At 71.2% G+C, this 13515-nt stretch carries 13 protein-coding genes and 1 pseudogene; 10 read left to right on the forward strand and 4 right to left on the reverse strand.

From position 1 onward, the window contains the following. Positions 1-260 (forward strand): annotated as a pseudogene (locus tag DQW85_RS03595) (DNA polymerase III subunit gamma and tau); the annotation flags it as partial. Positions 261-529: 269 nt separating this feature from the next. On the opposite strand, the gene DQW85_RS03600 reads toward DQW85_RS03595, so the two are convergent. Beyond that, a complete protein-coding gene (locus DQW85_RS03600; protein ID WP_113698992.1) occupies positions 530-1963 on the reverse strand; it encodes a helix-turn-helix domain-containing protein in 1434 nt (477 codons plus the stop codon). A 359-nt stretch (positions 1964-2322) separates the two neighbouring features. Between DQW85_RS03600 and DQW85_RS03605 the strand changes: the two genes are divergently transcribed. The 5 genes from DQW85_RS03605 to DQW85_RS03625 all read left to right on the forward strand — a co-directional run bounded on the left by DQW85_RS03605 (position 2323) and on the right by DQW85_RS03625 (position 6226). Continuing rightward, the gene (locus DQW85_RS03605; protein ID WP_198654660.1) at positions 2323-2673 is read left to right on the forward strand and encodes a YbaB/EbfC family nucleoid-associated protein; all 351 of its coding nucleotides are present in this window, start codon (positions 2323-2325) and stop codon (positions 2671-2673) included. Positions 2674-2676: 3 nt separating this feature from the next. Further along, positions 2677-3276 carry a recombination mediator RecR gene (gene recR / locus DQW85_RS03610; protein WP_113698993.1) on the forward strand — a complete coding sequence of 200 codons (600 nt, stop codon included), beginning with the start codon at positions 2677-2679 and terminating at the stop codon, positions 3274-3276. After that, positions 3269-3799, forward strand: a complete 531-nt coding sequence (locus tag DQW85_RS03615) for a DUF5063 domain-containing protein (protein WP_113698994.1) — start codon at positions 3269-3271, stop codon at positions 3797-3799. Before recR ends, DQW85_RS03615 begins: the two co-directional genes overlap by 8 nt. A gap of 88 nt (positions 3800-3887) precedes the next feature. Next, positions 3888-5162, forward strand: coding sequence for an aspartate kinase (locus DQW85_RS03620; RefSeq protein ID WP_113698995.1), 1275 nt, complete (start codon positions 3888-3890; stop codon positions 5160-5162). Continuing rightward, positions 5159-6226: an aspartate-semialdehyde dehydrogenase gene (locus tag DQW85_RS03625; RefSeq protein ID WP_113698996.1), complete on the forward strand. Its 1068-nt coding sequence runs from the start codon at positions 5159-5161 to the stop codon at positions 6224-6226. The genes DQW85_RS03620 and DQW85_RS03625 overlap by 4 nt, the downstream gene beginning before the upstream one ends. A gap of 334 nt (positions 6227-6560) precedes the next feature. Here DQW85_RS03625 and DQW85_RS45620 read toward each other — a convergent pair whose 3' ends face one another. After that, positions 6561-7283, reverse strand: coding sequence for a hypothetical protein (locus DQW85_RS45620; RefSeq protein WP_205314857.1), 723 nt, complete (start codon positions 7281-7283; stop codon positions 6561-6563). Between the two features lie 157 nt (positions 7284-7440). Here DQW85_RS45620 and DQW85_RS03635 point away from each other — a divergent pair, with 157 nt between their 5' ends. From DQW85_RS03635 to DQW85_RS03650, 4 genes are all read left to right on the forward strand, one after another. Beyond that, positions 7441-8109 carry a TetR/AcrR family transcriptional regulator gene (locus tag DQW85_RS03635; protein WP_162794697.1) on the forward strand — a complete coding sequence of 223 codons (669 nt, stop codon included), beginning with the start codon at positions 7441-7443 and terminating at the stop codon, positions 8107-8109. Between the two features lie 85 nt (positions 8110-8194). Next, positions 8195-9154: an LLM class F420-dependent oxidoreductase gene (locus tag DQW85_RS03640; protein WP_113698997.1), complete on the forward strand. Its 960-nt coding sequence runs from the start codon at positions 8195-8197 to the stop codon at positions 9152-9154. A 141-nt stretch (positions 9155-9295) separates the two neighbouring features. Continuing rightward, entirely contained in the window at positions 9296-10714 is a 1419-nt protein-coding gene (locus DQW85_RS03645; protein WP_205314858.1) for an amidase, read from the forward strand. Between the two features lie 64 nt (positions 10715-10778). Then, entirely contained in the window at positions 10779-11162 is a 384-nt protein-coding gene (locus DQW85_RS03650; protein ID WP_240196898.1) for a YkvA family protein, read from the forward strand. Here DQW85_RS03650 and DQW85_RS03655 read toward each other — a convergent pair. Together DQW85_RS03655 and DQW85_RS03660 are read right to left on the reverse strand one after the other, a co-directional pair. Continuing rightward, positions 11159-12355: an amidohydrolase family protein gene (locus DQW85_RS03655; protein WP_113698998.1), complete on the reverse strand. Its 1197-nt coding sequence runs from the start codon at positions 12353-12355 to the stop codon at positions 11159-11161. The genes DQW85_RS03650 and DQW85_RS03655 overlap by 4 nt on opposite strands. A gap of 205 nt (positions 12356-12560) precedes the next feature. Beyond that, positions 12561-13349: an SURF1 family cytochrome oxidase biogenesis protein gene (locus tag DQW85_RS03660; RefSeq protein ID WP_113698999.1), complete on the reverse strand. Its 789-nt coding sequence runs from the start codon at positions 13347-13349 to the stop codon at positions 12561-12563. Positions 13350-13515 lie beyond the last annotated feature (166 nt).

Genomic DNA, 13515 nt, shown 5'->3' on the forward strand with positions numbered 1-13515 from the left:
GTTCGGGGGCCGGGGTCGCCGCCGCGCGTTCGGCGGCGAAGGCGGCGGCCCAGGCGGGGCCCCGCGCTCCCGCGCCTCGCCAGGGCGGATCTTCCGCCTGGCCTGATGCCGTGCCCAGCCGCGGCAAGGTCAAGGTCGTGGAGTCCGAGGACGTCGACCCGCTGAACGACGCCGACGCCGACGTGGACGAGCTCTCCGGCATGGCGCTGCTGCAACGGGAGCTGGGTGCTCAGGTGATCGGGGAGATCGACCACACCTGACCACGGGCTGAGCATGGGGAGAGTGCGGCCGGGGAGCGGCGGAGCGGGGTTCTGTGAGGGGAGCCCGCTGAAGAGGCGAGGCCGATTTCCGGGTGGGAGCCCGCGACTTTCCGCAAGAGTGTGAGCTCGCGACGTGGGCGAGGTCGGCCGGCGTCCGGGCAGGGCTGCCTGTCAGGAAGGGAGACCGGGATCAGGCGGCGGCCGTCGAGAGGGCGAGGCCGGCGTTCGGGAGGGGGCCCGTCGAAGGTGGCCGGGGGGATCGGACGGGGTCAGCCGGCGAAGAGGCGGGCTTGGGCGGCGGCGGCGCGATGGTCCGTGGAGGGCAGCGAGGCCGCGATGCGTTCCAGGATCTGGAAGTCGCCGCGCCCGTTGGAGGTCTGGGCGTAGGCCCACAGGTCGTCCGGTGAGCCGCGCAGCAGGAGGCAGGCGCGCACCTGGACCTCCAGCTCGTCGCGTTCGCGGCGGATCTCCGGTGACTCGGAGCGGGGTAGCAGCGGGCCGGTGTAGATGCGGGCCAGCAGAGCCGGGTCGTTGACCGTGAGTAAGTGCCTGACCTGCAGGAAGTCGGACTCGACGGGTGACGTGAGCCGGTAGGGCTTGGCGCCGATGGTGCCGCGGAGCTGGGTGCGGAGCCGGTGGATCTCGGCCCTGATGGTGACCGGGTTGCCGTCGTCGCCGTACAGGTGGAAGGAGAGCTGCTCGGCGCTGAGGCCGCGCGGGTGGAGTGCCAGGAGGGCGAGGATCTCGGCGTGCCGGAGGGAAAGGGGCAGGCGGCGCTCCCCGACGGCGGCCGTCGGCGGGCCGTCGCCAAGGAGAGTGAGCCTGAGTATGGGCGGCGCCGCCGCCGAGGGCGTGGAGCGCAGCAGATAGCCCTCGGCGAACGGCTCCGCCACCGCCACCCGGCCGTCCCGCAGGAGCATGCGCTCGCCGGAGACCGGCAGGTGGACGCGCTCGCCCAGCAGGCCGCCCGGGTCGCCGGCGATGACGCGGCCGGTGGAGGAGAGCAGGATGCCCGGGCGCGAGCGCAGCGCCTCGTAGCGGCGGCGCAGGCGCTCGTCGTGTTCGTGCATGCGCAGGGCCAGATGCGCCTCGGCGAGCCGGGCCGTCGCGCTGACCACGGCGACGGTGGCGGGGTGCAGGCTGGGCGCGGTGCCGCTGATGTCGAGGCAGCCGAGGACGTCGCCGGAGTCGGGATCGACGATGGGCGCGGAACTGCACGACCAGACGTGCAGGCGGCGTACGAGGTGTTCCTCGGAGTAGACGTGCACGGGCCGGCGCGTCGCCAGGGCGGTGCCGATGCCGTTGGTCCCGATGCGGTCCTCGGTCCACGCGTGGCCGTCGGTGAGCCCGACCTGGTCGGCGCGGCGCATGACGCCGTGGTGGCCCTCGCGCCACAGGACGCGCCCTTCGCCGTCGGTCACCACCACGATGTGCGCCGACTCGTCGGCCATCCGCCCGAGCGCCTCGGTGAGCAGCGGGAGCAGGGGCCGCAGCGGGTGGCAGTCGCGCGCGTCGTTCAGGCGCGCGAGGTCTAACGCCAGTGGCGCCGCAACGGCTTCGGGGTCGATGCCCGCGTCCATGGAACGCCGCCACGAGGCGGCGATCAGCTGTCGCGGCCCCTCGGGCCACACCCCGTCTGCCATCACCGTCTCGTGGGCGCCGCGAAGGAGTCGGGAGTACGCGGGAAGATGGGCGTAACTCATCGGCCACTCCAAGTAGTCGAACCCGTATGGCGAGCATCCGCGTTGGAGAGGGTCAGCGCAAGCCGTTCCGGCGGTCGCGAAACGTGATTGAACGATAGCAACCTGTGTGCAACGTGGGCGTGATTATGGTTCCATCCAAGCGTCGGCATGGTGCGGCCGCTCCGGTCGGCGTGGTGGCCGGGTCTCGGACACTGGAGGGGGGCCGGGATCCGGCCAGACAATCTGGCCGGCCAGTCACCGGCGATCCGTCGCGACGACCCCCGAGGGCGAAACACCTGCATGCTGCCAGTACATGACGAGGCCCAAACGCCGTAGGCTCGTGGAAGTCAAGAACGCGGAGCCACGAGGAGCGCACGACGGTGAACCCAGGGGATGTCAACCTGCAGCAGCTGCTGGAGCAGGCCCAGCTCATGCAGCAGCAGCTTGTGAGCGCCCAGCAGGAGCTCAACGACGCGCAGATCGAGGGCTCGGCCGGCGGCGGCCTGGTCACGGCCGTCGTCAACGGCTCGGGCGAGCTGCTCGAGCTCAAGATCGATCCGAGCGTGGTCGACGCCGGCGATCCGCAGGACACGGCAGACACGATCGCCGACCTGGTGATCGCGGCCGTACGTGACGCCGTGCGGGCGGCGGCCGACCTGCAGCAGGAGAAGCTCGGCCCGCTGGCACAGGGGCTGGGTGGCGGCGGTCTCGGCCAGCTGCCAGGGTTCTAGGCCATGTACGAAGGGGTCGTCCAGAACCTGATCGACGAGCTGGGCCTGCTGCCCGGCGTCGGTCCCAAGAGCGCTCAGCGGATCGCGTTCCACCTGCTGGCGGCCGACCCGGCCGACGTCAAACGGCTGGCGCACGCGCTGCTCGAGGTCAAGGAGAAGGTGCGGTTCTGCCGGGTCTGCGGCAACGTGGCCTCCGAGGAGGAGTGCCGCATCTGCCGCGACGCGCGCCGCGACACCCACGTGATCTGCGTGGTGGAGGAGCCCAAGGACGTGGTCGCGATCGAGAAGACGCGCGAGTTCCGGGGCACCTACCACGTGCTCGGGGGCGCGATCAGCCCGATCGACGGCATCGGGCCCGACGACCTGCGCATCCGGGAGCTCATGACGCGACTGGCCGACGGCCGCGTCACCGAGCTCATCCTCGCCACCGACCCCAACCTCGAGGGCGAGGCGACGGCGACCTACCTCGCCCGTCTGGTCAAGCCGATGGGCGTGAAAGTGACACGATTGGCCAGCGGTCTGCCTGTGGGCGGTGACCTCGAATACGCCGACGAGGTGACCTTGGGCCGCGCGTTCGAAGGACGGAGGCTGCTGGATGTCTGACCAGTGGACCGCGCTGGCAGAAGAGATCGCCGGACACGCGCAGAACTATGTAGACGGTCTGACCAGGGTGGCGGGCGGCGAGGGCGGCGATGCCATCTGGTCGCTGCTGCTGGTCGAGGTCGCCCAGGTGAGTCTCGCGGGCGCCAAGCTGGGCGCCAACGAGGACGTGATCCTCTCGGGCAACTACGAGCCTCCGCTGAGCGAGGACCCCGACATCGACGGCGTGCGCACCGCGCTGGCCGAGCGGCTGGAGGCGGTCGACGACTACGCCGAGGTGTTCGACCCGTACAAGGACACGGGCGTCACGCCCTACCGGCTGTCCGATGACCTGACCGCGGTGGCCGCCGACCTCATCCACGGGCTGCGCCACTTCCAGGCGGGCCGGCCGCACGAGGCGCTGTGGTGGTGGCAATACTCCTACTTCAACACCTGGGGCAACCACGCGGGCGCCGCGATGCGCGCGCTGCAGGCCCTGGTCGCGCACTCGCGCCTCGACGTCGCGGAGGAGACCACCACGGTGTGATCGCGTCCATATAGTGGTATGAGCCAGCGGTGGCATGAGAGACCCCAAGTAGACTGAGGCAGCTCACAGTCCTAACCGGGAGACTCTCGTGGCGCTCGTTGTGCAAAAGTACGGTGGTTCGTCCGTCGCCGACGCGTCCTGCATCAAGCGGGTCGCGCAGCGCATCGTCACGACGAAAAAAGCCGGCAACGACGTCGTCGTGATCGTCTCCGCGATGGGCGACACGACGGACGAGCTGCTCGATCTGGCGGAGCAGGTCTCGCCGCTGCCCCCCGGCCGTGAGCTCGACATGCTGCTGACCTCCGGCGAGCGCATCTCGATGGCCCTGCTGGCGATGGCGATCGCCAACCTGGGGCACGAGGCGCGCTCCTTCACCGGGTCGCAGGCAGGTGTGATCACCGATTCCACGCACGGCAAGGCGCGCATCATCGACGTGACGCCGAGCCGCATCCGCGAGGCGCTCGACCTCGGGCACATCGCGATCGTGGCCGGGTTCCAGGGCGTCTCGCAGGACACCAAGGACATCACCACCCTGGGCCGGGGCGGCTCCGACACGACGGCCGTGGCCCTCGCGGCGGCTCTGCGGGCCGACGTCTGCGAGATCTACACCGACGTCGACGGTGTCTTCACCGCCGACCCGCGCATCGTGCCCACGGCCCGCAAGATCCCCAGGATCTCGTACGACGAGATGATGGAGATGGCGGCCTGCGGCGCGAAGATCCTCCACCTGCGTTGTGTCGAGTACGCTCGCCGCTTCGACCTGCCGATTCACGTACGCAGCTCGTTCAGCACCAAGGAAGGCACCTGGGTCGTCTCCGACCCTTACACCGAAGGAACCGAGATGGAGCAGCCCATCATCTCCGGCGTGGCGCACGACCGGAGCGAGGCCAAGATCACCGTTGTCGGGGTGCCCGACAAGGTCGGAGAGGCTGCCGCCATCTTCAAAACCCTGGCCGACGCTGAGATCAACATCGACATGATCGTGCAGAACGTCTCGGCCGCGGCCACCGGCCGCACCGACATCTCCTTCACGCTGCCCACGGCCGACAGCTCGACCGCGCTGGCCGCGTTGAAGAAGGTCCAGGGTGCGATCGGCTACGAGTCGCTGCTCTTCGACGACCAGATCGGCAAGGTGTCGCTGGTCGGCGCGGGCATGCGCTCGCACCCGGGCGTCACCGCGACGTTCTTCGCCGCCCTCGCCGACGCGGGGGTCAACATCGAGATGATCTCCACTTCGGAGATCCGCATCTCTGTGATCGTCGAGCAGGACGAGGTCGACGCGGCCGTGGCGGCCGCCCACCGGGCCTTCGACCTCGACGCCGACCAGGTCGAAGCCGTGGTGTACGGAGGTTCAGGAAGATGAGCAGGCCCAACCTTGCCCTGATCGGCGCCACCGGCGCGGTGGGCACCGTCATGCGCGACATCGTGTCCAGCCGTGACGACATCTGGGGCGAGATCCGCCTCGTCGCCTCCCCGCGCTCCGCGGGCAAGGTGCTGAAGGTGCGCGGCGCGGACGTCGTCGTCCAGGCCCTGGCTCCCGAGGTGTTCGACGGCATCGACATCGCCATCTTCGACGTGCCCGACGAGGTGTCGGCCGTCTGGGTGCCCATCGCGGCCGAGCGCGGCGCCGTGGCGATCGACAAGTCCGGCACGTTCCGCATGGAGCCCGACGTGCCGCTGGTCGTGCCGGAGGTCAACCCGCTCGACGCGCGGCGCCGCCCGCGCGGCATCGTATCCACCCCCAACTGCACCACGCTGTCGATGATGGCGGCCATGGGCGCGCTGCACGCCGAATACGTGCTCAAGGAGCTCGTCGTCGCCTCCTACCAGGCGGTGTCGGGCGCCGGAGTGGCGGGTTCGGCCCGGCTCTACGACGAGGTCGAGGCGCTCGCCGGTGACCGCTCGATCGGCCAGGTGGCCGGCGACGTGCGCAAGGCGCTGGCCAACAAGCTGCCCGACGACTCGCCGTTCCCGGCGCCGATCGCGTTCAACGTGGTGCCGTGGGCGGGCTCCTACAAGGAGGGCGGCTGGGCCTCCGAGGAGCTGAAGCTCCGCAACGAGTCGCGCAAGATCCTCGGCATCCCCGACCTCAAGGTCTCCGCGACCTGCGTACGCGTGCCGGTGGTCACCACCCACTCGCTGGCCGTCCACGCCCGCTTCGAGCGGGAGATCACGGTCGCCGACGCGCACCGCGTGCTCCAGGCGGCGCCGACGGTGGTGCTCATGGACGACCCCGCCAACGGTGTCTTCCCGACGCCGTCCGACGTGGTGGGCACCGATCCGACCTACGTGGGCAGGGTCCGGCAGGCGGTCGACTTCCCCAACACGCTCGACCTCTTCGTGTGCGGCGACAACCTGCGCAAGGGCGCGGCGCTCAACGCGGCGGAGATCGCCGAGCTGGTCGCAGCCGAGCTGTCCGAGCGCTGATGAGCGCTGAGCGCTGAGAGTGGCGCCAGGCGGTAACCGGCGGTATGGGCCCGCGTGCGCCCTGTGGGCTCACGTGCGCTCGTCGGCTCACGTGCGCCGGTGCGCCGCCCCTGGTGTGCCTCCAGGCTCCCTCGCGCACCGGCAGGCAGCGCGGCAGCCTCGCGGCAGCCACGCAGGCCCCCGCGTGGCTCCGCCCAGGAGCGGCCGTACAGGGGCGTGCCTGTACGGCGCCGCGAGCCGTGAGGCCGGTGGCCCGGCGGCGGTGGCTTGGCGTGGTGCGGCCGTGTGGCTTGGCCGTGTCCCGGGTTCTGGGCGGCCGTTACCAGCTGGGCCATTACTTGAAAAGGATGTCCCAGTGGTCCGACTCGTCGGCGAAGAGCGTGCCGGAGGGCGAGCGGTAGAGTGCGGCGCCGTCCCCGCGGACGCCGGTCCGCTCGCTGTTGTGGTGGATGTAGCGGTCGATGCAGGCGTTGTGCGAGATGTCGAGCTTGTAGCCCTTGCCGTGGCTGAAGCGGCCTGGAGAGTGGCCGACCTCGGTGCCGCCCGTGACCATGATCGGGCAGGTGCTCGCCTGCTTGAGCGCGATGATCCGGGCGATGGTGCCCGTTCTGACCAGGTCCAGTGAGGTGCACGTGTGGACGTGCCTGTTGGTGCAGTGGCCTGTCGACTTGTAGCGCAGGCCCGCTCCCAGGAGGTAGCCCGCGGCTGCGTCGTGTGACATGCGCACCATCGCGTGCCTGGGCTTCACGCGCCCCAGGTCGAGGTTCAGGAGCGGCTTGGCGGCGGCTGATGTCTCGGCGCGGGCCCGCTTGGCGTCCCGGCCGTGCCTGCCGGCGGCCTCCCGGTTCTTCCAGGTGGTGGTCTCGCGGTCCTTCCCCGTGGCGGCGCGGTGCTCGCCTGAGTTGTCGTGGCGGATGTGTGGCGTCAGCCGGAGCTCCCCGTCGGGTGTCATGGGAGCGGCCGAGGCGGCCGAGGCGGCCGACGCCAGCGCGATTATGGAGATCTCAATGCCGAGGAGCGCGGCCACGAGGGGCCGAGCGGTTCCACGTATCCACATGTCGATGCCTTTTCGCGGAAATTAGCCCTTCCGCCTGAAACATCAATCCCATGCTTCACACCCGTTGATCCGCGTCGCAGGAGCATTTTTGCCTTGTGGCGGCGATCACCGTGCGGCTCCATGACCTAACGAGGCTCGAAGCCGTAAAGTGACGAGCGTGTCCGAAGCCCGAAACCGAGGATCGGAGAGCACCAGAGAGGTCATCGTCGAGACGGCGTTGCGACTGTTCCGGGAGCGTGGCTTCGATGCGACGACCATGCGGGCCATCGCCGCCGAGGCCGGGGTGTCGGTGGGTAACGCCTACTACTACTTCGACGGCAAGGAGGCGTTGATCCAGGCGTACTACGATCGTGCCCAGGCCGAGCACGAGGCCGCCTGCCGCGAGCTGCTGGCCCAGGAGACGTCGTTCGCCGCCAGGTTGACCGGCGTGCTGCGCGAGTGGGTGCGTGTCTCCGAGCCGTACCACGAGTTCGCGGTGAAGTTCTTCAAGCACGCGGCCGAGCCGACGAACCCGCTGAGCCCGTTCAGCGCGCAGAGCTCGCCGGCGCGCGAGGCGTCGATCGCGATCTACCGGCAGGTGGTGGAGGGGTCGCGCGACCGGATGAACGCCGAGCTGCGCGAGGAGCTGCCCGAGCTGCTCTGGCTGCTCTCGATGGGGATCGTGCTGTTCTGGGTGCATGACACCTCGCCCGGGTGCGAGCGCACCCACCGGCTGATCGACGTGACGGTGCCGCTCGTGGACAGGCTGGTGGGGCTGTCGCATCTGCCGGGGCTGCGGGGGATCACCAAGGACTTCATCGCGGCGGTGCACGAGTTGCGCGCATAAGTGCCCTCAGAGTCGCGGTGCGGTTCGAGACTGCATACCGCCCGGTTGGTATGGTCGCCGTACCGACGCCGACCCGGAGGCCGCGATGACTCAGAACTGGGGCATGACGATCCCCTTCCAGGACCGCTCGCTCGCGGACTCGCGCGAGCTGATCGAGGAGCTGCCCGCACTCGGATACACCGATGCGTGGTCGGCCGAGGTCAGCGGGGTCGACGGGTTCGTGCCGCTGGCGCTGGCCGCGCAGTGGGCGCCGGGCGTCAGGCTGGGCAGCGCGATCGTGCCGGTCTCCACGCGCGGGCCGGGATTGCTGGCCATGTCGGCCGCGACGGTGGCCGACCTGGCGCCGGGGCGGTTCGTGCTGGGGATCGGCTCGTCGTCTCCGGCGATCGTCGAGCGGTGGAACGCGGGCACGTTCGCCAAACCGTACGCGCGGACGCGTGACACCCTGCGCTTCCTCAGGAAGGCGCTGGCGGGGGAGAAGGTGTCGGAGAGGTACGAGACGTTCGAGATCAGCGGGTTCAGGCTGGAGCGGCCGCCTCAGGTGGCGCCCAAGATCGTGCTCGCGGCGCTGCGCCCGCGCATGCTGCGCCTGGCGGCGGAGGAGGCCGACGGCGCGATCACGAACTGGCTCTCCCCGGACGACGTCCGCCAGGTGCGGGCCGAGGTGGGGGAGGGTACCGAGCTGATCGCCCGGCTGTTCGTGTGCGTGAGCGAGGACGCCGACCGGGTGCGGGCGCTGGCGCGCCGGATGCTGGCGACGTACCTGACGGTGCCGGTCTATGCCGCCTTCCACGAGTGGCTGGGACGGGGCGAGGTGCTGCGTCCGATGCACGAGGCGTGGGCGGCCGGTGATCGGCAGGCCGCGCTCAAGGCGATCCCGGACGAGGTGGTCGACGCGCTGGTGGTGCACGGTGACGCGGCCACCTGCCGGGCCAGGATCCGCCAGTACGTGGACAACGGCCTCGACACGCCCGTGCTCGCTCCCATTCCCGGTGACGAGGTGCCGATCACCCAGGCTGTTCGCGATCTCGCCCCCAGGGCCTAGCATGCTCGTGTCGCCCGGCCGCTGAAGGCGCGGGCCCGCACGGCGTGCCCCCGGCGGTGTGGCGAGCCGCAGCACCTGGGGTGACGCGCAGGGCGGCGTGGCGGGGCGGCATGGTGGATGACGTGGTGAGGGGGAGCGCCGGTGGATGACGTGCTCAGGCTGGACGCGGTCGGCCAGGCGCGGGCCGTGCGCGACGGGCAGGTGTCGCCGCGCGAGCTGGTCGAGGCAGCCATCGCCCGCGTCGAGGCACGCGACGGCGAGCTCAACGCGGTCGTCCATCCGAGGTTCGAGCGGGCACTGGCCGAGGCCGAGCACCTGCCGCCCGGGACGCCCTTCCGCGGGGTGCCGATCCTGCTCAAGGATCTCGGGTGGCGGCAGGCAGGTGAGCCGTACAGCGCGGGCTCCCGCGTCCTCGACGGGCTGGAGGTCAAGCGCGACGGGTACGGCACGGCCAGGCTGCGCGCCGCCGGGTTCGTCGTGCTGGGCCGTACGAACACGCCCGAGTTCGGCAGCACGATCACCACCGAGCCCGCGGCGTTCGGTCCCACGCGCAACCCCCACGCGCTCGGGCACTCCGCTGGAGGGTCGAGCGGCGGGTCGGCGGCGGCGGTCGCGGCCGGGATGGTGGCCATCGCCACGGCCAGCGACGGCGGCGGCTCGATCCGCATCCCGGCCTCACTCTGCGGCCTGGTGGGGCTCAAGCCGACCCGGGGACGCGTCAGCTTCGGGCCCGACGGGGGTGAGGGCTGGAGCGGCTTCTCCTGCCCGGGGTTCGTGACCAGGACGGTGCGCGACACCGCGGCGGGGCTCGACCTCGTCGCCGGCTTCATGCCCGGCGACCCGTACGACGCGCCCGCGCTGCCCCGGCCGCTGGCCGAGGAGGTCGGGGCCGATCCGGGACGGCTGCGCGTCGGGTTCGTCACCAGGCACCCGAGGGGCGACGTGCCGGAGGACCCCGAGCTCACCGAGGCCGTGACGAGGGCCGCAGGGCTGCTGGAGGTGCTCGGCCACGACGTGCGCCCCGGCTGGCCGGAGGCGCTCGGGCAGGCGGAGTTCCCTCGCCGCTTCGGCTCGATCGTGGCGAACAACATGGCCGCGGAGATCGACAGCATCGGCTTCTGGCGCGGCAGGCCGGTCGAGCTGGACGAGCTCGAACCGCGCAACGCCGAGCTGGTGCGGACCGGGCGCGGGCACGGCGCGGTCGAGCACATCCTCGCCGTCCAGTGGATCGACTCCTTCCGCAGGCGGATGGCCTCGTGGTGGGAGTCGGGCAATGACCTGCTGCTGGCGCCGTCGCTGGGCGTCGCCCCGTTCGAGCTGGGCTGGATCCCGCCGCACGATCTCAGCGTGGCGGGCGGCAGGACGGCGCACGCGGTGGCCTACACCTCGCCCTTCAACGCCACCGGCCAGCCCGCGATCTCGTTGCCGCTGCACGTGTCGCGGGCCGGGCTGCCGGTGGGCGTCCAGCTGATCGCCGCGGCGGGGCGGGAGGACCTGCTGGTGCGGGTCGCCGCGCAGATCGAGACCGCGCGGCCGTTCGCGCACGCGGCGCTGGGTTGACCGCCGGGAACCAATCCCTTGGCACAACGCGTTATGTCGTGACAGGCGAGGGTATGGGGGTGGCATGATGGCGAAGGCGACACGGGCGGCAGCGGCGTGGCGGACGTACCGGGACGTGACCAAGCCCGGCACGCCGGGCCTGATGGCACGGGTGCGCGCGATCCCGCGGATGATCGGCGCGGTCATGCGCGGTGACTACGCGGAGATGGGCAGGGGCAGGCTGGCCGTGATGGCGCTCGGCGTGGTCTACCTGGTCTCGCCGATCGACCTGCTGCCCGACTTCCTCGTGCTCATCGGCGTCGCCGACGACTTCGGCGTCTTCCTGTGGCTCATGGGGTCGCTGCTCGGCGAGAGCGGGCGCTACCTCTCCCACGAGCGCAAGATCGTGCAGGGGAGCGTGGAGGGCCGGACCGCCGGGCTGGATCCCTCCAGATCCCTGAACGGCTAGATCTCCTCCATCCGCAGCCAGGCCCGTGACGGCAGCGGGTGGCCGAACAGGCGGGCGGCGTTGCCGTACGCGACCCTCGCGATGTCGGCGGGGGGCAGCGCGCCGAGGTTGCGGGAGACCGCCTTCTGCGTGTCGGGCCACGTCGAGTCTGAGTGCGGGTAGCCGCTCTCCTGCAGCACGTGGTCGAGGCCGACCGCGAGCCGCACCCCCGACAGGGCGTGATCGTCGAGCGTGCCGAAGAAGAAGTTGCGGCGCAGCACCTCGCTGGGCTTGAGCCCGCCGTCCCACGACGCCTCACCGGCCACCGGGTGGTCGAGCGCGTAGTCGGCCCGCTCGGCCAGCATCGGCAGCCAGCCCACGCCGCCCTCGACGATGAGGACGCGCAGGTTGGGGAAGCGCAGCGGCAGGCCCGACCAGAGCCAGTCGGCGCAGGCGAACATGGCGCTCGTCGGCATCAGCGTGGTGATCGCCTCGATGGGCGTGTCGGGAGACGGCACCGGCGACCAGCTCGACGCGCCGGTGTGCAGGGCCACGACCGTGCCCGTCTCCTCGCAGGCGGCGAAGAACGGGTCCCAGTGACCGCTGTGGATCGACGGCAGCCGCAGCCGCGTCGGGAACTCCGGGAACACCACGGCCTTGAACCCGCGGGCGGCGTTGGCCCGGATCTCCTTGGCGGCGATGTCGGGGTCGGGCAGCCAGGGGAGCTGCAGGCCGATGATGCGCTCGGGGTAGGTGCCGGCCCAGACCTCGATGTGCCAGTCGTTCCACGCCTTGACCAGGGCCAGCCCGAGCTCCTGGTCGCGGGTCCTGGCGAACGGCATGCCGGCCTGGCCGGCGAGCATGCCGGGGAAGCAGAGCGCGGCCCAGATGCCGGCCACGTCCATGTCCTCGACGCGGGCCTCGATGTCATGGCAGCCGGGGCGCATGTGCTCGAAGCGGACGGGCTCCAGCGTGCGCTGCTCGCGCGGCAGCCCCGCGCCCACGTCCATGGCGGCGCACGGGTAGGTGGCCCCGCCGTAGCGCCAGACCTGGTGACCGGCCTCCGTCTCCACGACCTTGGGCGCGACCTCGGCATGTTTCTCCGCGAGGCGCCCCTCGAAGAGGTCTGGCGGCTCGATCAGGTGATCGTCAGCGGAGATGATCACGTAGTCGCGCCGCCTCGGATCAGGATCGGGGAGCAGCGGCGTAGTCACGCAGGTAACCGTACGACGGCGGGATAACGTCGAACAAGCTGCGACGTCTCCGTTGGATATCCGCTCCTGGACATCTGAGTGCGATTCGGACCCGGGACCGCCGGGAGGGGGGATCGCGGGCGACCCCGGGCCATCGGGGCCCGCCGGGTGAGGATGCTGCTCATGCGGACCCCGGCGCCCCTCTACCCGCGAGTGATCGATTCATTCACCCGGCGGGCGCGGCGGCCTCCGGGGCCTCTCGCTCGCGGGCCTCGGACCGGCGATCCGCCACCTCGCGCCGGATCAGCAGGATCCAGCCGCCGACGGCCACCCCGATGAACAGCCACCACTGCACGCCGTACGCCAGGTTGAGCCCGCCTCCCGAGCCGACCTCGGGCGGGGGCACTGGCTCGGGCGCCGGACCGGCCGGTGGCCGCTGCACGGTCAGGTCGACGTAGCCGCCCACCAGCTCGTACGGCAGCGCCCTGCCGATGCCGTCGGTGTTGATCAGCAGAACCTGCCCGGCGGGGAGCCCACGCAGGTCCCTGATGCCGCTCGACTCCTCGGTCTCGCTGAGCCGTAGCCGGCCGGTGACACTTACCTGCCCTGCCGGTGGTGGCGGAACCTCGGGCGGCGTGTCGGCGGTAGCTCCGGCCTTCACCCATCCGCGGTTGACGATCACGGCTCGCCCGTCGGCCAGCATGAGGGGCGTCAGCACGTAGTAGCCGGGCCGGCCCTGCTGCGGGCGCCTGCGCACCAGCAGCCCGTGGGCGGCGTCGTAGCTGCCGGAGACCGTCACCGCTCGGTAGCGGTCGGCCTCCTTGATCCGCTGCCCGGCGAGGCTCTCCAGCGGGACCGGCGGCGCGGCCAGGTTGGCGGTCACCCGGTCGCTGTTGGCCGACCTCTCCTCGAACCGCCCGAACTGCCAGCGTCCCAGGAGGACGAAGGCGGGGATCACGAGCAGGACCACGAGGTGGAGCGCGATCCAGCGGGGCGTGAGGAGGAACCGGTACACCCTTCCAGGGTAGGCACCGGCCCTCGTGCTCCCCCACACGACCTGGGGTCGAAGGCCGCCGCCGATCCGTGCCGAGGCGTGATCCAATCGCAATCTGGTCGAAACCCTTACCGAGCGCCGGTTCATCGCGTACGGTCGTGATTCGTGCCGTGAGCCCCGCCAAGGG

The sequence above is a fragment of the Nonomuraea lactucae genome, assembly GCF_003313395.1.
Taxonomy (GTDB): domain Bacteria; phylum Actinomycetota; class Actinomycetes; order Streptosporangiales; family Streptosporangiaceae; genus Nonomuraea; species Nonomuraea lactucae.